General features: G+C 74.0%; 19 protein-coding genes. 11 read left to right on the top strand and 8 right to left on the bottom strand.

The genetic code is table 11. The features are described 5' to 3' along the window. Nucleotides 1–66: 66 nt before the first annotated feature. On the bottom strand, nt 67–1,041 hold the full coding sequence (locus DTL70_RS18070; protein ID WP_114022982.1) for a hypothetical protein: 975 nt from the start codon (nt 1,039–1,041) through the stop codon (nt 67–69). A gap of 184 nt (nt 1,042–1,225) precedes the next feature. Here DTL70_RS18070 and DTL70_RS18065 point away from each other — a divergent pair, with 184 nt between their 5' ends. The 3 genes from DTL70_RS18065 to DTL70_RS18055 all read left to right on the top strand — a co-directional run bounded on the left by DTL70_RS18065 (nt 1,226) and on the right by DTL70_RS18055 (nt 3,536). Then, a complete protein-coding gene (locus DTL70_RS18065; RefSeq protein WP_114022981.1) occupies nt 1,226–1,531 on the top strand; it encodes a hypothetical protein in 306 nt (101 codons plus the stop codon). 61 nt (nt 1,532–1,592) lie between these two features. Then, nucleotides 1,593–2,852, top strand: coding sequence for a nucleotide sugar dehydrogenase (locus DTL70_RS18060; protein WP_114022980.1), 1,260 nt, complete (start codon nt 1,593–1,595; stop codon nt 2,850–2,852). Between the two features lie 150 nt (nt 2,853–3,002). Next, complete coding sequence (locus DTL70_RS18055) at nt 3,003–3,536, top strand: EF-hand domain-containing protein (protein WP_114022979.1); 534 nt, start codon at nt 3,003–3,005, stop codon at nt 3,534–3,536. A gap of 86 nt (nt 3,537–3,622) precedes the next feature. Here the strand turns inward: DTL70_RS18055 and DTL70_RS18050 are convergent, their stop codons facing one another. From DTL70_RS18050 to DTL70_RS18025, 6 genes are read right to left on the bottom strand one after another with little or no spacing between them, the layout of a single operon-like run. Beyond that, complete coding sequence (locus tag DTL70_RS18050; RefSeq protein WP_245979443.1) at nt 3,623–4,108, bottom strand: DUF6917 domain-containing protein; 486 nt, start codon at nt 4,106–4,108, stop codon at nt 3,623–3,625. Then, entirely contained in the window at nt 4,105–5,043 is a 939-nt protein-coding gene (locus tag DTL70_RS18045; protein ID WP_114022978.1) for a Gfo/Idh/MocA family protein, read from the bottom strand. Before DTL70_RS18045 ends, DTL70_RS18050 begins: the two co-directional genes overlap by 4 nt. Then, nucleotides 5,040–6,239 carry an Ldh family oxidoreductase gene (locus DTL70_RS18040; RefSeq protein WP_114022977.1) on the bottom strand — a complete coding sequence of 400 codons (1,200 nt, stop codon included), beginning with the start codon at nt 6,237–6,239 and terminating at the stop codon, nt 5,040–5,042. Before DTL70_RS18040 ends, DTL70_RS18045 begins: the two co-directional genes overlap by 4 nt. Then, nucleotides 6,236–7,645, bottom strand: a complete 1,410-nt coding sequence (locus tag DTL70_RS18035) for a M20/M25/M40 family metallo-hydrolase (protein WP_114022976.1) — start codon at nt 7,643–7,645, stop codon at nt 6,236–6,238. Before DTL70_RS18035 ends, DTL70_RS18040 begins: the two co-directional genes overlap by 4 nt. Then, nucleotides 7,642–8,541, bottom strand: coding sequence for a sugar phosphate isomerase/epimerase family protein (locus DTL70_RS18030; protein WP_114022975.1), 900 nt, complete (start codon nt 8,539–8,541; stop codon nt 7,642–7,644). Before DTL70_RS18030 ends, DTL70_RS18035 begins: the two co-directional genes overlap by 4 nt. Beyond that, entirely contained in the window at nt 8,531–9,604 is a 1,074-nt protein-coding gene (locus DTL70_RS18025; RefSeq protein ID WP_181860974.1) for a Gfo/Idh/MocA family oxidoreductase, read from the bottom strand. The genes DTL70_RS18030 and DTL70_RS18025 overlap by 11 nt, the downstream gene beginning before the upstream one ends. A gap of 223 nt (nt 9,605–9,827) precedes the next feature. Between DTL70_RS18025 and DTL70_RS18020 the strand changes: the two genes are divergently transcribed. The 8 genes from DTL70_RS18020 (at nt 9,828) to DTL70_RS17985 (ending at nt 20,594) form a co-directional block, all read left to right on the top strand. Continuing rightward, on the top strand, nt 9,828–11,045 hold the full coding sequence (locus DTL70_RS18020; RefSeq protein ID WP_114022974.1) for a DegT/DnrJ/EryC1/StrS family aminotransferase: 1,218 nt from the start codon (nt 9,828–9,830) through the stop codon (nt 11,043–11,045). 86 nt (nt 11,046–11,131) lie between these two features. Further along, nucleotides 11,132–12,226, top strand: coding sequence for a DegT/DnrJ/EryC1/StrS family aminotransferase (locus DTL70_RS18015; RefSeq protein ID WP_114023205.1), 1,095 nt, complete (start codon nt 11,132–11,134; stop codon nt 12,224–12,226). 85 nt (nt 12,227–12,311) lie between these two features. Then, complete coding sequence (locus DTL70_RS18010; protein ID WP_114022973.1) at nt 12,312–13,292, top strand: UbiA family prenyltransferase; 981 nt, start codon at nt 12,312–12,314, stop codon at nt 13,290–13,292. Beyond that, nucleotides 13,289–14,701 (top strand): protoporphyrinogen/coproporphyrinogen oxidase, encoded by a 1,413-nt coding sequence (locus tag DTL70_RS18005; protein WP_114022972.1) that lies wholly within the window; start codon nt 13,289–13,291, stop codon nt 14,699–14,701. Before DTL70_RS18010 ends, DTL70_RS18005 begins: the two co-directional genes overlap by 4 nt. 11 nt (nt 14,702–14,712) lie before the next feature. After that, on the top strand, nt 14,713–16,275 hold the full coding sequence (locus DTL70_RS18000; protein WP_114023204.1) for an AMP-binding protein: 1,563 nt from the start codon (nt 14,713–14,715) through the stop codon (nt 16,273–16,275). Between the two features lie 61 nt (nt 16,276–16,336). Then, nucleotides 16,337–17,161: a class I SAM-dependent methyltransferase gene (locus DTL70_RS17995; protein WP_114022971.1), complete on the top strand. Its 825-nt coding sequence runs from the start codon at nt 16,337–16,339 to the stop codon at nt 17,159–17,161. Beyond that, entirely contained in the window at nt 17,158–18,915 is a 1,758-nt protein-coding gene (locus DTL70_RS34350; protein ID WP_114022970.1) for a CoA transferase, read from the top strand. The genes DTL70_RS17995 and DTL70_RS34350 overlap by 4 nt, the downstream gene beginning before the upstream one ends. Further along, nucleotides 18,912–20,594 carry a class I adenylate-forming enzyme family protein gene (locus DTL70_RS17985; RefSeq protein WP_245979441.1) on the top strand — a complete coding sequence of 561 codons (1,683 nt, stop codon included), beginning with the start codon at nt 18,912–18,914 and terminating at the stop codon, nt 20,592–20,594. Before DTL70_RS34350 ends, DTL70_RS17985 begins: the two co-directional genes overlap by 4 nt. Here DTL70_RS17985 and DTL70_RS17980 read toward each other — a convergent pair. Further along, complete coding sequence (locus DTL70_RS17980) at nt 20,584–22,644, bottom strand: phosphocholine-specific phospholipase C (protein ID WP_114022968.1); 2,061 nt, start codon at nt 22,642–22,644, stop codon at nt 20,584–20,586. The two genes, DTL70_RS17985 and DTL70_RS17980, sit on opposite strands and share 11 nt — an antisense overlap. Nucleotides 22,645–22,662: the final 18 nt, after the last annotated feature.

The following is a 22,662-nucleotide window of genomic DNA, read 5'->3' as shown; positions in this document are numbered from 1 at the left end:
GGGCCATGCCCCTTCTCCCCCGCCCGACGCCCCTCGGCACCGCCGCTTACGCGGCTGCCGTGCCACTCACGGCCCGTCGGCGAGCTGGTCCGCACGGCCCCTGGCGTCGTCGGCCTTGCGGCGGGCCTTCTCTTCCGACCGCTCGGCCCGGCGCAGCCGGTCCTGCGCGGTGCGGACCTCGGAGCGGGCCCGCTGCTGAGCGCCCTCCGCCTCGCGCAGCCGCTCCCGTAGGCCGGTGAGGCGCTGCTCCGCCTGCTCCTGTCGCTCCGCGGCCTGATCAGCCGCTTCGCGCGCGGCGCGGTGCTCGCCCTCGCGCGTCTCCAGGGCGCGCTCGGCCTCGCGGGCCCGCTCGCGGGCGCGGGTGAGCTGCTCGCGGCGGCGGGCCGTGTCCCGCCCGGCCTTGCGCCCGGCGTTCCGGCCCCGGTCCCGGCTCCGGTCGCTCTTCGACGAGGCCCGGCCGCTGGGCTCCCCACCGGCTCCGCCGGCCTCGGTTTCACCCGGGGTGAAGCCGACCGGCGCGGCGCGCGGGCGGTCGAGGCGGCCCGCGGCCCAGTCGCGCCCGGCCTGCGGGTCGGCCAGCGCCGCGTGCAGCGTGTCCGTCACCTCGCGCCTGGCGGTCTCGCTGATGCGGTGTCCGTACTGGGCCGCCAGTTCAGCCGCCTCTTGCGCCAGCCGGGCGGTCACCTGGTGCTGGCGGGCCGACAGCTCCCGCAGCTGCGCGCCGTCCAGGTCGCGGTGCGCCTGCCGCAGCGCCTCACCCAGCCCCAGGAGCAGGCGGGCCTGCTCGGGCTGCTCGCGGGCCAGCAGGTTGGCCGACCAGGCGGCCAGGGTGGGGCGCCGCAGGCGGTGGATCTCTTCGGCCAGCTCCCGTGCTCCCTCCTGGCGTGCCTGCTGGGCCCGCTGCTCGCGGGCGGCGGTGAAGTCGTCGGGCGACAGCCCGTACAGCTCGTCGGTGACGGCGTCCAGGTCCACCTGTCCTCCCGAGCGGTCCGAGCGCCGCGGCGGAGGCGCCTCGTCCGCGGCGATGTGCGGGTGCTCCACCAGCGGTACCCCGCACGGTCCCCGGCCCTCGCGGGGTTGGCGGAAAAGCACTCCGCGGGGCCGTGGCGCCACCCCTGTGGAAGAGCGTCACCCTTTCGGCGGAATGCGGCGGCTGCGTCATTCAAACGGCCCATGGCGGGACATGCTGTGAGTGACCACCTTGTCAGGGAGAAAGGCAGCTCAAATGCGCAAGTTCCGTCCCGTTCTCGTCGCAGCGGCAACCGCTCTTGCGGCTCTCGCGCTGGGCAGTGGAACCGCCAGCGCGGCGACCGGTGACGTGACCGTGTTCGAGACCGAATTCCAGCCTCTCACCCACTACGAGAACCCCGAGGGCTGCCACAAGCTGCCTCTCGGCGCGCACGTGCTCACCAACAACACGGACGCGCCGGTGAAGATCTACAGCGATCCGTTCTGCATGACGCCCAGTCTGACGGTGCAGCCCGGATACGGCTCGCATGTCGCCCCCGGCAGCGGCAGCTTCTCCGCCTGAGGCCGCTCCATCTCGCGTACGCATTCCGTAGGAAGAACGGTATACGGGCAGAGAGGTACGCATGGCATGTGACCTGGCCGTCGTCGGCCTGGGGTACATCGGATTACCACTGGCTCAACGGGCCTGTGCGGTGGGGTTGTCGACGGTCGGCTACGACGTCTCCGCGCCGGTGGTCGAAGGGCTGGCGGCGGGAAGCTCGCACGTCGACGACGTCAGCGACGGGGAGGTGGCCGCCATGGGCGCGGCCGGCTTCCGCGCCACCACCGACCCGTCGGTGCTCGCGGGCGCCGGCACGATCGTCGTCTGCGTGCCCACAGGGCTGAGCGCGGCCGGCGATCCCGATCTGGACTCCCTCAGGGCAGCCATTGCCGACGTGGCGGCGCAGTTGCGCCCCGGCACTCTGGTGGTCGTCGAGTCCACCAGTCATCCGGGCACCACGGAGGAGATCGTGCGGCCTGCGTTGGAGCGGGGCAGCGGCCTGACGGTGGGTGAGGATTTCCACCTGGCCTACTCACCGGAGAGAATCGACCCGGGGAATTCCTCGTTCACGATGAGCAACACCCCCCGTGTGGTGAGCGGCTGCACTCCCTTATGCGCGAAACACGCCGTCGCTTTCTACGGTCGGCTGGTGGACACCGTGGTGGTGGCCAGAGGCACGCGGGAAGCCGAGATGGCGAAGCTGCTGGAGAACACCTACCGGTACGTCAATATCGCGCTGGTCGACGAAGTCGCGCTGTTCTGCGACAAGATGGGCATCGACATCTGGGACGTGCTCCACTGTGCCGCCACGAAACCCTTCGGTTTCACCGCGTTCAGCCCCGGCGCGGGCGTCGGCGGGCACTGCATTCCGGTCGATCCGCGCTATCTGGCGGTGAAGGCGGAGTCCGAGGGCTTCTCCTTCGACATGCTCTCGGCGGCGAGGCAGGTGCTGGGCCGTATGCCCCGGCACGTCGTCCAACGGGTGGCGGGACTGCTGGAGGCGCAGGGGAGACCGTTGCGCGGAGCCCGGGTGCTGCTGCTCGGGGTCACCTACAAGCCGGACATCGCCGACACGCGCGAGTCCCCCGCCTTCGCCGTGGCCGCGCTGTTGCGCGCCGGGGGCGCCCACGTCTCCTATCACGACCCGTACGTCCCCTCTTTCGACTGCGAGGGCACTCCGCTGAGTCGGAGAGCCGATCTGGCGGGGGCGCTGGCCGACAGCGACCTCGCGCTCCTGCTGCAGGACCACTCCTGCTACGACCCGACGCTGCTGGCACGGGCGCAGTGCCCCGTGCTGGACACGCGCGGCAGAACCGCGGGGGTACGCGTCACCCGTCTGTGACGTCCCCCGCTCCCCTCCCCCACGGCCGGGGCCCGCTCGGCCCCGGCCCCCACAGACTTGCGTGCCCCCAGGGGAGAAGCACGCGAGGGCGGCGCGGGCACGAACGACCCGACGCCGTCTTGCCACCGCACAACCCGAAAGGAAACCGGCATGACCACTGCCATCGCGAACGACCGTCTGCAGAGGCGCTTCGACAAGTGGGACGCTGACGCCAACGGCGTCCTGGAGAGGGAGGACTTTCACGAGGAGGCCGCCAAGATCGCGCACGCTTTCGGCAAGTCCCCGGACTCCCGTGAGGTGCAGGCGCTCAGGGACGCCTTCGACGGGCTCTTCGACTACCTCGCCCGGGAGGCGGGGGTCGGCCCCGTCGGTGCCGTCACCAGGGAGCAGTTCCTCCAGGTGACCGGGGACCTGATCTTCCGGGCCGGCGAGGCCAGCTTCAACCGCGTCCTGGGCCCGGTGGTCAAGGGCATCATCGGCATCTGCGACAAGAACGCCGACGGGCAGATCAACGCCGAGGAGTTCCAGGCCTGGCTGGCGGGCGTCGGGGTCAACCGCGCCGAGGCGAAGGAAGCCTTCCAGCAGGTGGACACCAACGGTGACGGCGAGCTCTCGCTCGAGGAGCTGCTCGCGGCGGTCCGCGAGTACCACTTCGGGCGGCTCGACGTCGAGCTGCTGGGCTGATACCGGCCGCGGCGTCTCACGAGCCGGTGGCCCCGCTGAGCGGGGCCACCGGCCTTTGCGTTGCCGCACGGTCCGCCCGGGCGGCCTTATCCGGCCTGGGTGAAGGAGATCGACAGCTCGGGGCCCAGCTTCAGGTCCTCGCCCGTGAGCAGCCGGCCCGCGTCGATGAGGATGTTGTAGTGGTTGGGGAAGTGGCAGGCGTCGAAACCGAGCACCGTCCCGACGTGTACGCCGCCGATCCACACGTCGTCGCCGCGGTCAAGGACGCCCGCGCACGACAGCTCGACGAATCCGAGGAAGCCCACCCGGTCGATCCGGGTTCCCGGTGCGGTCTCCCGGTGGTCCGTGGTGACCAGTTCGTGCACCTCCCCGCGGCGCACGCAGCGGCTGGCGTACGGTTCCAGGCTCATGCCGCGTTCGGTCCTGCGGTGCAACAGCACCTTGACGAGCGCGCCGTGCACGGAGCGCTTCGCCCCGTTCTCCCGCAGCGGCTCCGCTGCCGGTGCCGATGTCGTCGGTGTTGGTGTCGACGGTGCCGGTGCCGGTGCCGGTGCCGGTGTCCGTGCCGTCATCGGGCCTGCTCCTCTTCCGCCGCGCGGGCAGGCGGCTCCTCGCAGTCGTAGGTGTCCGAGACCAGTTCCAGCGCCGCGAGTCCGCCGTCCGCCCGCGTCCCCGTGTGCACGGCGTGCGCGAAGTCGTCGAGGACGCCGGCGTACTCGTGCCACAGCGACGCCTTGAACCCGGGATGCAGGGCGAGCATGTCGGCGTGCAGGACGGTGCCGTCCGCCCTCCGTACCTGGAGGTCCTTCGTCTCGCCCGGCCAGCTCCAGTCCAGTTCCACACGTGCCGTCCTGCCCCCCGCGCCGCTCAGGTCGACGACCGCCTGGCGGTCGACTCCGTGCACGTCGCGGGCGACGGTGGCACGCTCGACGGTGACCTCGCCGAGCAGCAGCCGTACGAGGTCGAAGGCGTTGGGGCCGTTGTCGGCGACGCAGCCGCCGCCGCACCGCTCCGGGTCGAGATACCAGGTGTCGCCCTGGATGTGCTCCTCGATGCGCTCCAGATACCGCACGCGCACGGAGGCGATCCCGCCGCCGGCGGACAGCTGCCCGCGCAGGCGGGCCACGGCGTCGTTGTAGCGGCGGTGGAAGGCGGTGAACAGCGGCGTGTCCGTCTCCGCCGCGAGCGTGCCGAGCGCCCGTCCCTCGGCGACGGTCAGGGCGAGCGGCTTCTCCACGCACACGGCCACGCCCGCGCGCAGTGCGGCGGCGCACACGGTGGCGTGCGCGTGGTTGGGGACGGCGACGACGACGGCGTCGAGGTCGCACTCCGCCAGCATCCTGCGGTGGTCGGTGTAGCAGGGCACGTGCCCGTGGTGCGGTCGCAGGGCCGGCGTCCGCACGTCGCACAGCGCGGCCAGGTCCCATCCCGGTGCGGCGTCGATCGCGGCGAGGTAGTACCGCGAGATGGCGCCGAGGCCGATGAGTCCGATACGGCGGGGACTCATCGCACACCGCCCTGTGCGCCGTCGGCGGTCCGCGGGGCGCGCGGAAGGAGGCCGAGCCCGACGAGTTCGGCGTACAGGTGCGCGGGCAGCGGGACGCCCTCAGCGCGGCGGACGCGGACGCGTTCGGCCTCCCACCAGCCCGGGTAGCGCACCCGGGTGTGTCCGTCGGCCGACGGGCACTGGGTCAGCGTGGAGAACAGGGAGCGGGCCTCGGCGCGGAAGTCCTCCTCGGCACGGAGCGCGCCGGGCGCCACGGCCAGGGCCAGGAAGCCGATGTCGTCGTCACGTCCGTGCGGACGCCCGTCACCGTCCAGCGCGTCGGGGGCGGGCCCGACCCCGGCGCCGGGCAGCAGCGCCGCCAGCATCTCGACGGCCAGCCCCAGCCCGTAGCCCTTGTACGCGCCGGTCTCCACCTCGCCCCCCAGCCACCGCAGGTACGCCTCCCCGCGGTCGAAGGCGGCCGGGTCGGTCACCGGGGCGCCGGCCGCGTCCTCCAGCCACCCGGCGGGGATCGGCTCCCCTCGGCGGGCCGCGGTGCGGATCCGGCCCGTCGGGACGGCCGTGGTGCTCATGTCCAGCACGAACGGGTGGTCGTCGTCCAGCGCCGGCGCGGCGACGCTGAGCGGGTTGGTGCCGAGCATGGCGAGCGCGCCGTGGGGCGGACGGGCGATGCGCTGGCCTCCGCAGTTGCCCGCCAGGACACCGATCATGCCCTGCCGGGCGGCGCGGGCCGTGTGGTAGCCCGCGCAGCCGAAGTGCGTGGCGTTCCGTACGGACACCAGGCCGACCCCGTGCCGCCCCGCGCGTTCCGCCGCCAGGTCCATGGCCTGTGCCGCGCTCCACAGTCCGAGGGACCGCTCGGAGTCGAGCAGGACGCAGGCGCCCAGATCCGTCACCGTGCGGGGTTCGGCGGCGGGGTCGGCGCGCCCCGACTCCAGCAGCGGGAGGTAGAGGCGGGCCAGGTTGAACAGTCCGTGGGAGCCGAGCCCGGCCAGATCGCCGTAGCACAGGGCGTCCGCCGCGGTGGCCGCCCTGGCCTCGGGCACGCCGCGCGCGGTGAACGCCTCGCGGGCGGCCGCCAGCAGCTGGTGGTGCGCGACGGTCACGGTGCCGGAGTCGGCGGGAGTGCCGGTGCCACTGCCGGCGGGAGCGGGGGTGGGGGGCCGGGGCGCGGTGCGCTGGTGCGGCGCTGTCATGCGGGGTTTCCTTTGCTGGTCTTGCCGGGCTCAGTGGCCGGTGTGCTCGCCGGGCGGCGTCGGGCACGCAGCCGGTCGGTGAAGGAGAGGAGGAGCGCCCGTACCTGCGCGGCGAACGCCTCCAGATCGGCGAGGGCGACGAACTCGCCCGCCGCGTGTGCGTTGTTGGTGTCCAGACGGCCGGGGCCGAGGACGGTGGTGTAGGTGCCGGGGACGCCGTGCATCCAGATGGCGTCGCAGGTGAACGCGGGCTCGGCGGCGGTCTGCCGGGGCACAGCCGCGGCGGCGAGCACCTCCTCGGCCCACAGGTCGCCCAGGAGGTCGGCGCGGAGCGCGGGCAGTCCCCGCTTGTCCCATTCCAGGCGGGTGAGCGCGGCGGCCTCGGCCGCGGTGCGGGCGAAGTCGCGGGTCCCGGCGAAGCGGGCGGTGAACGCGCGCAGGCCGTCGGCGACGGTGTCGCTGAGCGCCTGTTCGGCGGCCGCCCCCTCGGCGGCGTCGGCGTAGGCGACGTTGACCAGCAGGCTGCCCGTGCCGTAGACGCGGTTGTGCGCGTGCCCGGTGTGCAGTCCGGCGACGCACGCGGTGCCGGTGGCGTCGGCCCGGGCCGGGTGGGACCCGAACTCGGCGGCCAGGTACTGGGCGAGGAAGCCCAGGAGCACGGTGGCGTTGTGGCCCGCCTGAGGGCGGTCGTCGACGGCGTCCTCGCCGGCCGCCCTCAGGCGGGCCGTCATGGACGCCGTCGCCCTGGGCAGGTGACGCAGCCCGGTCGGTTCGCAGAAGACGTTCAGTCTGCCGACGTACCCGGCCTCGACGAGCGGCCGGGTACCGAACGTGCCCATGGCGCCGCCCTCTTCGCCGCACACCGCCTGCACGAGCACGGACACCTCGCGGCCCAGGGCCGGTTCGGCGGCGGCCGCGGCGCGCACCCCGGCCAGCAGCGCGACAGCGGGGCCCTTGGCGTCGACGGCGCCGCGTCCGGTGAAGCGCTCCCCGTCGAAGGTGACCGGTTGGCTCCCGGCGACGGTGTCGAGGTGCACGTTGAACATGACGGTCTGACGGCGCGGTCGCGCGGGCCCCAGGCGCAGCACCAGGCTGGGCTGCCCGGCCAGGAAGGCCGGGTCGCGGGCGGCGGCCCGTACCGCGGCGGGTACGTCGTCGCGGTGCAGGGCGGCCTGCTCGGGTGCCGCGTGCCGTACGACGCCCAGGCCCGCCTTGCCGGCCGCCTCGGCGTAGGCGCGCTGCGCCTGCCGCAGCCGGTCCCGGGTGTCCGGCTCGCCCGTCTCCAGCGGGCTGACGGTGGGTGTGCGCAGCAGGGCGAGGAGCAGGTCGTGGTCGGCCGCGGTCAGCAGGGCGGCGGACGGTCCCCCGCTGCCGGGCCACGCGGCGCCGCCGCCGGGCGGCCTCACGGGGTTCCCGCCGCACGGGCGGCGGTGTCGTGGTGCGGTGCGAGGAGCCGTTCGAGCCGTCGTCCCGCCGCCACGAAGGGGCGCGCCGCGTCGGTGCCGGCCTCCACCCCGGCGTGCGGCTGCGCCGACAGGTGGGGTTCGAGGGAGAAGGCGCCGCGGTAGCCGGCCTCCAGCAGGGCCCGCAGGCAGTCGGCCACCTGGGCCTCGCCGTCACCGGGGAGTACGTACTCGGTGGTGCCCTGCGGGGTTCTGCGGGCGTCCTTGATGTGGACGTGTTCCACGTGGGGCAGGATCTGCCGCAGCAGCGCCGCCGCGTCGTAGCCGTGAGGGACGCCGTTGCCGGTGTCGAAGAGCAGCCGCAGCGCCGGGCTGTCGGTCTCCCGCAGCAGCCGCAGCATGCGGGTGGCGCTCTCCCCCGCCCAGCCGGCGCAGTTCTCGTGCAGGAGGGTGACGCCCACGGTCTGGGCGCGGCGGGCGAGACGGCCCAGCCGGTCGACGGCCTCCCGCGCCCACTCGCGCGGTTCCAGCCCGTCGTTGGGGTACGACATGACGCGGACGAACCGGCAGTCCAGTACGGCGCACTGGTCCAGCAGCGTCTCCAGTTCGGCCAGGTCGGTCTCGAAGGGTGTGGTGACGGGCCGCGCCCAGTTGCCGATCCGGGAGGCGAGGCACACCACCGCGAGGTCCGCGCCGCGCAGCCGGTGTGCGAGGTCGCGCACCGCTTCGGGTGTGAGGTCGGCGAGTGCGGTCCGCTCGACGGTGCGCAGTTCGATGCGGCGCCAGCCCAGTGCGCGTACCGCTTCGATCTGGCCTGCGAGGTCGGGAGCCGCCTCGTCGCCGATGCCCGCGCACCGGTCGGCGAACGGGCCCTGCGTGTGGTCTCGTTCAGCGGGCACGGGCGTCCCCTTCGACGGTGAGCGGAGCGTCGGCTCGGGTGGGCGGTGCGGGGTCGGCCGGGGGTTCCTCACCCGCGCGGCAGTGCGCCTTCGCCTGGCAGAGCAGCCGTGCGACGGCGTGGTGCAGGGCGAAGTCGTCGGCCGGCCCCTGGGCGTAGCGCTGGTAGGTGCGGCGCAGGAAGGGGCTCAGCGCCTCGTCGCGGAAGGTGTGGTGGGCGGGTACGGCGCCGGAGAGGATCAGCTGGGCGTGGTCGTCGCGCTCGCTGATCGGATAGTGCGCGGTCGCCGTCCCTTCGGTGAAGCGGAGGGTGACGCTGCGCTGCTGCACCGGTGACGTCAGGTCGGAGACGATGTCGGTGCGCACACCGCCGGCGTGCCGCAGCGTGAGCGCCGCACTGCCCATGTGCGGGACGACGGTGGTGCCGCAGTGCATGTCCGTGCAGTGGGCCGTCTCCAGTTCGGCGGCTCCGGCCAGGTCCAGTACGACGCCGAGCGAGTGGGGTATCTCCACGTCGAAGGCGGTCGGGTGGCCGTGTGTGGCCAGGGTGCGGTCGAAGCGGGGCTTGTGCTGGGCCACCTCGACACTCAGCAACCGTCCGAGACCGCGGTCGGCGATCAGGTCGCGGAGCCGCTGTGTGAGCCCGGCGGCCAGCCAGTGGGCGACGACGGCCACATCGAGCCGGTACTCGTCGCGGAGCCTGGTGACGCTCTGGAGCTGGTCGGGATCGCACGCCAGCGGCTTCTCCACCAGGACGCGGGTGTAGCCGAGCCCGGCGAGCCGCCCCAGCACTCCGGCCCGCGCGGCGGGCGGGGTGCACAGGTGGACGACGGTCTCCTCGGGAGGCGTGCGGCGGGCGGCCTCGGACAGGGACGCCAGGACGGTGACGTCGTCGAGGCCGGACGCGGCGGTGGGGCGGGGGTCCCAGGCCAGCGGCGGCCAGTGGAACAGCGGGGCCTCTTCGGCGTCGCGGGCTGTGCCGGACGGCGTGCGGAGCTTTTTCAGGGCCGCCAGGTGGAGGCCGGCTCCGGAGCGGCCTAACCCGACGATCAGCGGTCGCAGCATGGTGTCCTTGCAAGTGTGACGGCTCTGGCAGTTCAGCGACCGACTGTGACCCCCGGTATGAAGAGCGGTCAAGCGGAACCCGGGAACTCATACCGGCACGGGTGAACGTGCGGGGACGTGCGATTGGCCCCAGGGGCCGGGGGTATGCCTGGGGTCGCTGGCAATCCGCCGTTCGCGTCAAGTAATTGGGGTGGCAGTGTCTTTCGGAGGAGTCTCCGGAGGGGTGGGGCGACGTTCCGGGCCCCGGGCCGGAACCGACGAGGTTCCGTTCTTCTCCCAGGCAACGACTTTCGGTGTGCTGTGGCCTCTCGTGGAGGAGAGGGTCAACGAGGTATTCGCGACAGGGAAGTTTTCACACGGCCGACATGTCGCGGAGTGGGAGCGGGAACTCGCCGCCTACACGGGAGCCGGGTTCGCCGTCGGGGTGAACAGCGGCACGGACGCCCTCGTCCTGCTATTGCGCGCGTGCGGCCTCCGCCGCTCCGAGGGGGTGCTGGTGCCGGTGTACTCGTTCGTCGCCACGGCCTCGTCCGTGGTGCTGGCCGGCGGCCGTCCCGAGTTCGTCGACATCGACCCGGTCACCTACGCGATGGACGCGGCCGCTCTGGAGTCCGCCGTCACCCCCGCGAGCCGCTTCGTGATGCCCGCGCACCTGTTCCACCAGATGGCCGACATGGCGGCCCTGGGCGCCGTCGCCGCACGCTGCGGGCTCACCCTCGTCGAGGACAGCGCCGAGGGCATCGGGATGCGCCAGTACGGGCGCCACGCGGGCCTGCACGGCAAGGGCGGGGTGCTGTCCTTCTTCCCGAGCAAGACCCTGGGCGCACTCGGCGACGCGGGGGCCGTCCTGACCGACGACCCGGAAGTCGCCGAGATGGTGCGCGCGTTACGCCACCACGGGCGGCTCGGGCCGACCCTCGGGGACTTCGCCACCATCTCCACCGAGACCGATGTGCCCGGCTACAACAGCAAGATGGACGACATCCAGGCGGCCGTCCTGTCCGCGAAACTCACCTGCCTGGACAACGACATCGCCCGCCGCGCCGAACTCGCGGCCGCCTACCACGAGCGGTTACACGACATTCCCGGCATCACCCGGCTCCCGCACGTCGTCGAGCGCGCCCCGCACGGCGCCGAACATCCGCAGGAGAGCGGGGAGTCGCGGCCCGTCTTCTACGTCTACCTGATCGAGGCCGACGACCGCGACCGGCTGGCCGAGCACCTGACCCGCCGCGGGGTGGGCACGGAGATCTACTACCCGACGCCGCTGCACCTGCAGCCGTGCTTCGCCCACCTCGGCCACTCGCGCGGCGACTTCCCCCGCGCCGAGGCCGCCAGCGCCCGTGCGCTCGCCCTGCCCCTCTACCCGGATCTGGACGTGGAGCAGGTCGACCGGGTCAGCGAGACCATTCGTGAGTTCTACACGGGGAAGCCGACGTGACCGACGGGGATACCGACGTGACCGCCCAGCGCACCAGCGCCATCTCCTTCTTCCAGCCCGACGTCTTCGACGACGACCGCACCGCCATGCTCGACATCATCCGCCAGGTCGGCACCGCGCCCGAGCAGCGGTTCATCCTCGGCGAGCACACCCGTGCCCTCGAACAGGCGCTGGCCCGCTCGCTGGGCGCCGCCGACGTGGTCGCCTGCGGCAGCGGCACCTCCGCGCTGGGGCTGGCGCTGACGGCGATGGGGGTGGGCGTGGGGGACGAGGTGGTGGTGCCGGCGTTCGGCTGCGCCCCGCTGGCCGCCTCCGTGGTGCACGTGGGCGCCAGGCCCGTCTTCGCCGACATCGACCCGTGGACGATGGTCGCAGAACCGGCCGACGTGCGGCGGCGCATCACGCCGCGCACCAAGGCGCTGATGCCCGCGCACATGTTCTCCGTGATGGCCGACATGCCCGTCTTCACGGCGCTGGCGCGGGAGTACGGGGTGCGGCTGCTGGAGGACTCCGCCGTCGCTCAGGGCGCGGTGCTGCGCGGCACCCCGGCCGGGCTGTGGGGCGAGGCGGGCGTCTTCTCCTTCGTGCAGGTCAAGTCGTTCGGCATGCCGGGCGAGGGCGGCGTGGTGGTCACCCGCGACGCGGCCCTCGGGCAGCGGGTGCGGATGCTACGCAACCACGGCCAGGACGGCGCGCACCGGTTCGTGCACCACGTGATCGGGCACAATAGCCGGTTCGACGAGATCCAGGCCGCCTTCCAGCTGCGCCGGCTGCCGGGGCTGCCCGCGCGGCTGGAGCGGCGCGCGGCCATCGCCGACTACTACACCGAACGCTTCGAGCCACTCGCCGAGAAGGGCGTGGTTCCGCCCCCGAGGGGGCGGGAGGGCCGCTGCTACTACGTCTACTCGCTGCTGGCCGAGCGACGCGACGCGCTGCGCGCCCACCTGACGGAGCGCGGCGTCGACTCCCACGTGTACTACCCGCTGCCGTTGCCGAGGCAGTCCGCGTTCGCCCCCTTCGCCTCGCCCGGCGAGCACTGGCCGCACGCCGAGCAGGCGAGCAGGCGGATCCTGGCGCTGCCCGTCTATCCGCATCTGACGGACGCGCAGGTCGAGTACGTCGCCGACGCGGTGTGCGACTTCGCACGGCGCGGCGCCACGGCCGACCGCCACCACCACTGACCCGGCCCGCCCGGTCCCCAGATCCGACCGGCCGACCGGACGCCCGACCCGGCCCCGCCGGGAGATACGAGGAGAAGCGCAGCACATGACCAGTCACGCCCATTCCGGGCCGCTCACCGCCGCCGAGCCGCGCGTGGAGCCCAAGGCGCGCAGCTTCGTGCGGCTCGGCAAACTCGACGTCTACGACTACTACCCCAGCATCCTGGTGGCCCTGGCCGCGGTGCTGCTGCCCCTGGCCAGGGTCGAGGCGGCGGCCGGCTGGACGCTGGCGCTGTTCCTGCTCGGCGAGGTCTTCGTCGTCATGTCGATGGTCGCGCTGGACGATGTGACCGGCTACCGGGACGGCAGCGACGCGGCCAACTACGGGCCGAACGATCCCCTGCGCAGGAAGCTGCGCAAGCCGCTGATCGCCGGGACGCTGACGCAGCGTGAGGCGCTCGGCTTCGCGTGGTGCACCGCCGCGGTGGGCGCCGCGCTGTGGGCGGGCGCCGTGGCGCTCGCCCCGCACCGTCCCGGCTGGACGCTGGTGCTCGTGCCCGTGGTGTTCGTGGTCGCGCTCCAGTACTCCTACGGGCTCAAGATCAGCTACCACGGCTTCCAGGAGGTCTTCCTGGTCGGTCTGGGCGCCGCCCTGGTGCTGGCTCCCTACGGGCTGGTGGCGGGGCACTTCTCCGGGTTCGTGCTCGTCGCGGGCGTGCTGTTCGGGGCGGGGCCGCTGCTGTTCGGCGTCTACTCCAACACCAACGACATCCCCGGCGACCGCGCGGTGGGCCGCCCCACCGTGGCGTGCCTGGTGGGCCCGCGGGGCAACGCCGTCTTCATCGGCGCGCTGTCGGCCGCCGAGTTCCTGCTGGGCGCGGTCGCGAGCGCGACGGGGATCGCGCCCTGGTGGTTCGTGCTGCTGATGCTGCCGGTGACCGCGCTGCGGGTCCGCCAGTACGTGACGGGCTTCCGCGGGGAGGGTGACATCATGCGGGCCCGCAGGCAGGGGTTCGTGGTGCACCGGGTCAGCACCGTGCTGCTCGTCGCGGCGGGGCTGCTGCACGGCGCGGAGGCGGCCGCGTGAGCGGGGGCCCCGAGTTGGACGCCGTGGTCGTCGGCGCGGGCGTCGCGGGGCTGACCGCCGCGCACGAGCTGCGGCGCGCGGGGCTGCGGGTGCGGGTGCTGGAGGAGCGCGCCGAGGTGGGCGGGCGGATGCACAGCTTCCGCCACGGCGGCTGGACGGTCGACGAGGGGGCCGAGCAGATCTCCGAGCACGGCTACCGCGCCACCTGGGAGCTGCTGCGGCGCCTCGGTGTGCCGGACGAGGACGTGCCGCTGATCGGTAAGTCGATCGGGGTGTGGCGGTCCGGGCGTGCCCATCCCGGGGTGGCCGCCAGGAACGCCCCCGTCACCGGCGCCGGGCTCACCCCCCGCGCCCGCCTCGATCTGCTGCGGCTGACGGCGTGGCTGGCCCGGCACGGCTCCGCGTTCGACGGCGACCGCCCCGAGCGCACACCCGCGGGCGCCGCGACGGTGGCGGAGTTCGCCCACCGCTACCACCCCGACCTGCACGACTACCTGCTCCAGCCCGTCGCGGGCAACTTCTTCGGGTGGCGTACGGAGCACTCGGCCGCCGCGCCGTTGCTGAGCCTGCTGGGGTCGGTCGGCACCACCGAGCGCTGGCGCACCTACCGGGACGGCATGGACCTGTTGACGCGGCGGCTCGCCGAGGACCTCGACGTCGTCACCGGCACACCGGTGCGCGAGGTCGTCTCCGAACCCGGCTTCGCCCGGGTGCGGCTGGCCGACGGTGCCGGTGGTGCCGGCGGTGAGATGACGGCACGCGCGGTCGTGCTGGCCGTACCGGCACCGGTCGCGGCGCGCCTGCACGCCAACGCGCCCGCGGACGAGCTGCCGTTCCTGACGGCGTGCACCTTCACGCCCGTGCTGAAGGTGAGTTGTCTGCTCGACCGGCCGCTGGCACCGCCGTCGCCGCGGCCGCTGTACGTGCTGCTGACGCCCGCCGCCGAGGAGAGCGTGCTGTCCGGCATCATCGTCGACCACGCCAAGCACCCGTACCGTGCGCCCGCGGGCAAGGGGCTGCTGACGCTGATGGCCGCGCCAGGACAGCTGCCCGCGCTGCTGCGCGCCCCGGACAAGGAGGTCGCCGACCAGCTCGTGGCGGCGGCCGAACGGTACGTGCCGGGCCTGCACCGCGCCTGCACCGAAACCTTCGTGCACGGCTTCGCCCACGGGCTGCCCGAGGCCACCCCGCAGGCGCTGCACCACCGCGGGGCGTTCGCCCGGCGTCCGGTGCGGCCCGTGGAGTACGCCGGGGACTGGCTGACCCTGCGGCCCGCCAGCGAAGGTGCCGTGCGCGCGGGCGCGCTGGCGGCCTCACGGGTCCTGGCCACGGTGCGGCCCGGGGCGGGCCCCTCGCACCGCCGTTCCGTCTCCGGCGCCCTGGTGGGCGGCGGGAAGGAGACCGAGTGAAACCGCACGACATGGGTGTCCTCTTCGACGAGTGCGCCACCCGGGGAGTCGCCACCCGCTTCCACCTCGACCGGCCCTTCGACATCGGCACGGAGGAGGCGACCAGTTACACCGTGCCCGGACTCGCCGCGCTGGTACGGCGGGCCGCGGGCTGGTTCGCCGCGGCGGGTGCGGGCCCCTCGGACCGGGTGGCGATCGTCAAACCCAACCACTGGGACTACGACGTGCTGGCGTGCGCGGCCGTGCGCGTCGGCGCCGTCCCCGCACAGCTGTCAGCCGACCTGCCGCACCAGTCCCTGGTCACGCTGCTGCGGCGGCTGCGGCCCGCGCTGCTGGCCACCACCGCCGCGCTCTGGGAGGCGCTGCGCGCGGCCGAACCCCCGGGCCTGGCGGACGCCGTCCTCCTGCTGGACGGCTCCGGGCCCGGCGCCCTCGGCCTGGCCGACGTGGCCGGCATCCCGGCGCCGGCCCCGTACCTGCGGCACGACGACGAGCCGCTGGTCATCAACCACACCTCGGGCACCACCGGGGTGCCGAAGCTGGTGGCGCACTCGACCCGCACCATCATCGGGAAGCTGGCCAGGTTCGAGACCGTGCGGTACCCGCGGATCGGTGTGCGGCGCGACGACACCCTCCTCAACGCCAACGCGTTCGCCCACGGCAGGACGTTCTGCTGGACGGCGAGCGCGCTGTGCCTGGACCCGGCCGAGATCGCCATTGTCACCACCCAGGACCCCGACGTGGCCGACCCCCTCCTGCGCGCCCACCCGCCGACGCTCGTCGAGGCGCTCCCCTCCGCCTACGTCCGCTTCCAGCCGCTGACCGCCCGCCTCGACAACCCCTTCCGCCGGGTGCGGCTGTTCATCAGCACCTACGACGCGATGCACCCGCCCACCCTCCGTGCCTACCTGGGAGCCAGCGCACACCGTGCGCCGCTGTGGATGCAGGGCTGGGGGCAGACGGAGACGGGCCCGCTGACGTTCCGCTTCCACACCCGGCGGTCCGTCGCGCACGCCTCCGAGGCGCGGGGCGTGGGCCGTCCGGTTCCCGGCAAGACCCGGCTGCGCGTCGTCGACCCGGACACGTTCCGCCCGCTGGGCCGCGGGCAGGCCGGACTGGTGCTGGCCCGTACGTCCGCCTGCGCCGCCGGGTACGTCGGCGAGAGCGAGCGCTGGGCGGCCAAGCGGCACGGCGCCTGGTGGAACACCGGCGACCTGGCACGCCTGCGCGGCGACGGCAGCGTGGAGCTGCTGGACCGCGAGGTGGACCACACCCCGGGCCTGAGCTGCCTGCGCACCGAGGACCTGCTGGAGAACCGGCTGCCCGAGGCCGCCGAGTGCGTGCTGCTGAGCCCTTCGGGGCGCCCTCCGCTGCCGGTCGTCGTCACCCAGGACGGCCTGCTGGAGCGCGCCGCCTGGGACCGGGCGGTGCGGGACCTGCCGCCGCTGGGCGAGCCCGTGGCGCTGACGTGGGAGCAGGTGCCGCGCACCGGCACCGGCAAGGTGCGCCGCACGGCGCTGCTGCGGCAGCTGACCGGAAGCGGCGCGACGGTCGGCTCGGGACGGTGGACGTGACGAGCCGCGTACCGGGCTGCCCTGCCGAGACGAGGGGCGAGACGAGGGAGGACGGCACACCGTGGCCGACACACTGACACAGGCGGCGCGTTACGCGTTCGACAACGACACCGAGCACAGCCGCGAACAGCACCGCTGTCTGGCCGCCGCCTACGACACCGCCACGTTCGCGCACCTGTCCGCGGCGGGGGTGGCACCAGGCCTGCGGTGCCTGGAGATCGGGGCCGGAGGCGGCACCGTCGCGCACTGGCTCGCCGAGCGGGTGCTGCCCGGAGGCCATGTCACGGCCACCGACGTCAAGCCGCACCACATCGCCGCCAGGCCGGGGCTGACGACGCTCGCACACGACGCGGCCACCGACCCGCTCCCCGAGGCGTCCTACGACCTGGTCGTCGCCCGGCTGGTGCTCCAGCACCTGCCCGAACGCACCGCTGTGCTGGGCAAACTGGTGCGGTCACTGGCCCTGGGCGGGGTGCTGCACGTCGAGGAGTTCGACACCTCCTACGAGCCGCCGCTGCTGACGCCGGACGAGGAGTCGGCCCGGCTCTACCAACGGTTCCTGGACGCCAAGTGCGCCGTCTTCCGCGCGGGCGGCGGCGACCCGCACTGGGGGCGGCAGGTGCCCGCGGCGCTGCGCGCGGCCGGACTCGTGGACCTCGACGTGCGGCCCCGCATCGAGCTGCGCACCTCCGGCTCGCCCGGTCTCCAACTGCAGCTGCACCACACCTACCACCTCCAGGACCAGCTGCTGGCCGCGGGCATGACGCGCGACGAACTGGAGCGGGTCAGGGCGCTGATGCGGGACCCGGCGTTCCGTGCGGCCTCCAGCGTCCTGTACGCCGTCCAGGGCCGCAGGCCCGACGACGGCGAGGGGGCGGCGGCGTGACGACGAGCCCGCCGCGCACCCGGGTGGCTCCCGCTCCCGCCGTAGCCCACCGGGTCGCCGACCGGCTGCTGGCCCTGGTGGGCGACCCGGGCACCGCCACCGTGCCCTACCGCATCGACTGGGCGGGCCCGGTCGACCTCCCCCTGCACAGCGAGCAGGCCGTGCAGGCGGCGTGCGGAATCATGGGGGTGCACGGCCGCGCCGCCGGGCGGCCCACGCCGCTCGCCGTCGACTACGCCGGCACGGTGGCCGGGGTGCTGGCGGCGCAGGGCGTCTGCGCCGCCCTGCTCGGCCGCGCCGCGGGGGCGGACGTCGCGCGGGTGCGCACCTCGGTGAGCCAGGCCGCGCTGTTCAGCGTCAGCCAGTACCTGGCCGCGGCCACCGCCGAAGGCGACGAGGACGATCCCCCGCCCGCGGCGACGCGGCGGGAGGCGCCCACGGAGGCGGGCCACCGGCTCTTCGTCTCCGCCGACGGCGTGCCCTTCGAGCTGGAAGCGCTCGACGCCGAGCGGTGGCTGGGGTTCTGGCAGCGCCTGGGGGCGCCCGCCGACGCCCTCCGCGCAGGGTGGCGCCCCTTCCAGCAGCGCTTCGCGACGGCCACCTGCCTGCTGCCGCACACCCTGCACCGTGCCGCGGGCGCCGCACCCTACGCGGCGATCCGCACGGCCGCCGCGCAGGCGGGCGCCGACGTGCTTTCCGTCTGTGCCGACCCGCGCGGCGGTACCGCGCCACCGGCCTGGCGTCTGACAGCGCTGGGCCACGCCACGGCCGGCGCCGCACGAGAAGCGGCCAGGACGCCGCCGGGTAGCGGACGCCCTCCGCTCGCGGGGCTGCGCGTCGTGGAGTCCACCCGGCGCGTGCAGGGGCCGTTGGCGGGGCACGTGCTGCGGTTGCTCGGTGCCGAGGTGGTGCGGATCGAACCCCCCGGTGGCGACCCGATGCGGGGCATGCCGCCCATGGCGGGGCCCACCTCGGCGCGCTTTCGCGCCCTCAACGACGGCAAGCAGGTCGTCGAGGCGGATCTCACGACGGACCGGGGGCGGCGCACCGTGCGGGAGCTGGTGGCGGGCGCCGACGTCTTCCTGCACAACTGGGCCCCGGGCAAGGCGGCGCGGCTCGCTCTGGACGCCGCGGACCTGTCCGCCCTGCGGCCCGGTCTCGTCCACGCCTGGGCCTCGGGATGGGGCGACGCGCTGGGCCAGGCCCCGCCCGTGGGCACCGACTTCCTGGTGCAGGCGCACAGCGGGCTGGCCGCCGCCGTACGTCCGGCGCACCTGCCGCCCGCGCCCTCGCTGATGACGCTCACCGACGTGCTCGGCGGGCTGCTGAGCGCGCAGGCCGTACTGGCGGGGCTGCTCGCGCGCGACCGCACCGGGCGGGGGCAGCGCGCCGACTCCTCGCTGCTGTCCGCCGCCGCCCTGGTGCCACGGCCGCGGCAGCGCGTCCGGTGGGGCCCGTGGGAGACGCCGCCCGCGACCGCCGACGGCCACCTGTGGGTGGGCGAGACAGCCCGCGCCCATCCGGAGCAGCTGGGACGGGTCATCGGCGCGGACGCGGCACGCTGCCCCGACGCGGCCGCGGCCCGGCTGCGTGCGGGGACGAGCACCGAGTGGGCGGCGCGCTTCGCCGCGGCGGGGCTGACGGCTCTGCCGGTCGGCACCGACCTCGCGCGACTGGCCGCCGACCCGCGCTTGACCGCCGCCGTCCGCCGCGACGCGTACGCGCGTCCGCTCGCCCCGTGGGAGTTCCTGTGACGACCGCCTCTGCCGTATGGACGTCGAACGCGGGTGTGCCCGTGCGGGATCTGGTCCCCGCCTCGCTCCGCCGCGCGTGGGTGGAGCGCGGGTGGTGCCCGGACCGCGACGTGTACGCCCTCTTCTCCGCACACGTACGCGCCCACCCCCGCAGAGCGGCCGTCGTCGACGCGTCGGGCACCGTCGACTATGCCGGGCTGGACGCCACCGTCCGCCACTTCGCCGCCCGTCTGGCCGAGCACGGGCTGGGCCCGGGCGACCTCATCGCCCTGCGGCTGCCCAACGGGCGGGCCGCGGTGGCGGCGGAGCTGGCCGTGGCGGCCGTCGGCGCGGTCGCCCTGCCCTATCCGCCGGGGCACGGCAGCCTGGGCCCGGCCGGTCTGCTGGCGCGCTCGCGGGCCCGCGCCCTGGTCGTGGCGCGGGAGCGGGACGCGGTGCCGAGCGCCGGACTGCCGTACCTGGAGACGCTCTTCACCTGCGGCGAAGCCGGCGAAGGACCGCGTTGCGCGGAGTCGCTGACGGACGCGGCCCGCACTGACTTCCGGCCCCGTACGCACGATCCCGAGGCGCCCGTCCGGCTCCTCGTCTCCTCGGGCTCGGAAGCCGAACCGAAGATGGTGGCCTACTCGCACAACGCCATGGCGGGCGGGCGCGCCTCCTACGTGCGGGCCCTGCACGACGGTACGGAGCCGATGCGCAACCTGCTGCTCGTCTCGCTGGCCTCGTCGTTCGGTTCGCTCGGCAGCTATGTCACGCTCGCCGCGCTCGGCGGCACGATGCTGCTCCAGGACGGCTTCGACGCGGCGGCGGCCCTCCGCATGCTGATCGCGCACCGCCCCACCCATGTGTTCGGGGTTCCGGCGATGCTGCGGCGGCTGGCCGACCTGCCCCGGATGCCCGGGGAGGACGTCGCAGGGCTGCGGGCTCTCGTCTCCAGCGGGGCCGCGCTGCCCGGGGCGACCGCCGAGGCGTGCCGCGCCCGCTTCGGCCGCCGCGTTCTGACGGTCTACGGCTCCTCCGACGGGGTGAACTGCCACACGTCCTGCGGCGACGGCGGCGGGCCCACCTGCGCCGGAACGCCCGACCCGGCCGTCGCCGAGATCCGCGTCGCCGAACCCGGCGGCAGCGCGCTGTCCCTGCCCGCCGGGCGGTCGGGCGAGATCCTGGCCCGCGGCCCGATGACCCCGCTGAGCCATGTGGCGGGGCCCGATCAGGACGCCCGCTACCGCACGGACGACGGCTGGGTGCGCACCGGCGACCTGGGCCGGCTGGACGCCGAAGGGCGGTTGCACGTTCTCGGGCGTCTCAAGCAGATCGTCGTGCGCGGCGGCTACAACATCAGCCCCGCCGAGGTGGAGCGGGAGCTCGGCGGCCATCCCGCGGTGGCCGAGGTGGCGTGTGTCGGTGTGCCGGACCCGGAACTGGGCGAACGCCTGTGCGCCTGCGTGCGGCAGGCGCCCTGCGCCCGGCCCGCTCCCCTGACACTGGCCGCGCTCACCTCCTATCTGGAGGACGAGCGCGGCCTGGAGCGCCGGAAGCTCCCCGAAAGGCTCCTCCTGGTGGAGCACATGCCGCTCGGCCCCACCGGCAAGGTCTGCCGCACCACCCTCGCCGGGACGGCCGCGGCGTCCTCCACCGGCAGGGCCGAGCCGGCCGCTCACGCGCCGGTCAGTCCGTGAGGGTGGCCGGGTCGCTGACGCCGGGCTCCCCCGTCTCGACGTGTCCGGCGAGCCGGCGCAGCCACGCGTCGTCGGTGTCGGTGGTGACCGACAGGTCGTACCAGCGCTTGGTGGCGCGCAGGCTCACCGTCCGGACGACCCGCGCGCCGGCCCGCACCCGGTGGGTCTCCTTCGCGCCGCCGTAGGCGTTGGCGACCGTCACATCGCGGTCCTCTGCCCCGTCGTTCGTCAGGGTCAGCTCGATGTCGCCGCTCTCGCCCAGGTGGCGGGCGGTGACCTCGGGCCCGGCCTTGTCGGCGGGCCCCGTGAAGGTGCGCAGGAAACCGCCGGGACCGTGCACCGTCAGGTCGTAGGCGCCCTCGGAGTAGGCCGCGTTCCACGTGTCGGACAGCTTCTTGCCCGCCTCGGTGGTGTAGGTCCAGGGGCCGTCGGTGCGGTTGGCGGAGGTGACCAGGAAGAAGGCACCGGCCTGCTCGCCGCCGCTGAAGGTGAGCGTGAACTTCCCGTCGGCGACCTGCGCCGAGCCGTCCACCAGCGGCGCGTAGGGCAGCGGCCGGGTCGGGCGGGAGCCCGGCTCCTGCTTGGGCAGCACCGGCTCGGCCGGGGGCTTGGGCACGTACGAGTCGTGCCGCTCCTTGTCCGGCGGCTCGTAGGCGTCGGTGCCGGGCAGCGACGCCGGTTCTGTCTCCTTGAGTCCGAAGTCGAACGCCGAGGTCAGATCGCCGCACAGGGCACGGCGCCAGGGCGAGATGTGCGGCTCGTGCACGCCGAAGCGGCGCTCCATGAAGCGGATGATCGAGGTGTGGTCGAACAGTTCGGAGCAGGCGTAGCCGCCGGTGCTCCACGGGGAGACGACGAGCATGGGCACCCGCTGGCCGAGGCCGTAGGGGCCGGGCTCGTAGCCGGCGAGGCCACCGGTGTAGGTGTCGAGTTCGGTGGTGACGGTGGAGCGGCCCTGCGCGTTCGAGGCCGGCGGGTAGGCGGGGACGACGTGGTCGAAGTAGCCGTCGTTCTCGTCATAGGTGATGAACAGCGCGGTCTTCGCCCACACGTCCGGGTTGGAGGTGAGCGCGTCGAGGACCTGCGAGATGTACCAGGCGCCGTAGTTGGCGGGGAAGTTCGGGTGCTCGGTGAACGCCTCGGGCGAGGCGATCCAGGAGATCTGCGGCAGCTTGCCGGACTGCACGTCGGCCCTGAGGATGTCGAAGAAGCCGTCGCCCTTCTTGGCTTCGGTCCCGGTGCGGGCCTTGTCGTAGAGGGGGTCGCCCGGCTTGGCGTCCTGGTACTTGGTGAACCACAGCAGCGAGTTGTCCCCGTAGTTGCCGCGGTAGGCGTCCTCGATCCAGCCCCAGCCACCGTCCTCGTTCAGGCCGTCGCCGATGTCCTGGTAGATCTTCCAGGAGATGCCCGCCTGCTCCAGCCGCTCGGGGTACGTCGTCCAGCCGTAGCCGGCCTCCTCGTTGCCGAGGACCGGGCCGCCGCCCTCGCCGTCGTTGCCCGCGTGCCCCGTCCACATGTAGTAGCGGTTCGGGTCGGTCGCCCCGATCATCGAGCAGTGGTAGGAGTCGCAGACGGTGAAGGCGTCGGCGAGTGCGTAGTGGAAGGGGATGTCCTCGCGGGTCAGGTAGGCCATGGTGCCGGGCCCCTTGGCCGGAATCCACTGGTCGTACTTGCCCTCGTTCCAGGCCTGGTGCCCGCCCGCCCAGTCGTGGTTGAGGCCGGCGATGAACTGCATGCCCAGGTTCTCGGCGTCCGGGTGGTACGGCAGCACGTCCTTGGAGCCGTCCGACTGGTGCCACACCGACTTCTTGCCCGTGGGCGCCATGGGCCGGGGGTCGCCGAAGCCGCGCACACCGCGCAGGGAGCCGAAGTAGTGGTCGAAGGACCGGTTCTCCTGCATCAGCACGACGATGTGCTCGACGTCGTCGATGCTGCCCGAGCGGCGGGCCGCGGGGATCGCGGCGGCGCGCTGGATGCTGCCGGACAGGGTGGAGAAGCCCGCGGTGGCACCGGCGATCTGGAGGAACCTGCGGCGGTTGAGTGCTGGCATCTGTCTGCTGACCTCACA

Source organism: Streptomyces diacarni (genome assembly GCF_003323715.1).
Classification (GTDB): domain Bacteria; phylum Actinomycetota; class Actinomycetes; order Streptomycetales; family Streptomycetaceae; genus Streptomyces; species Streptomyces diacarni.
The sequence above is the reverse complement of the archived record's forward strand: the minus strand, read 5'-3'. Positions and strand labels throughout refer to the sequence as shown.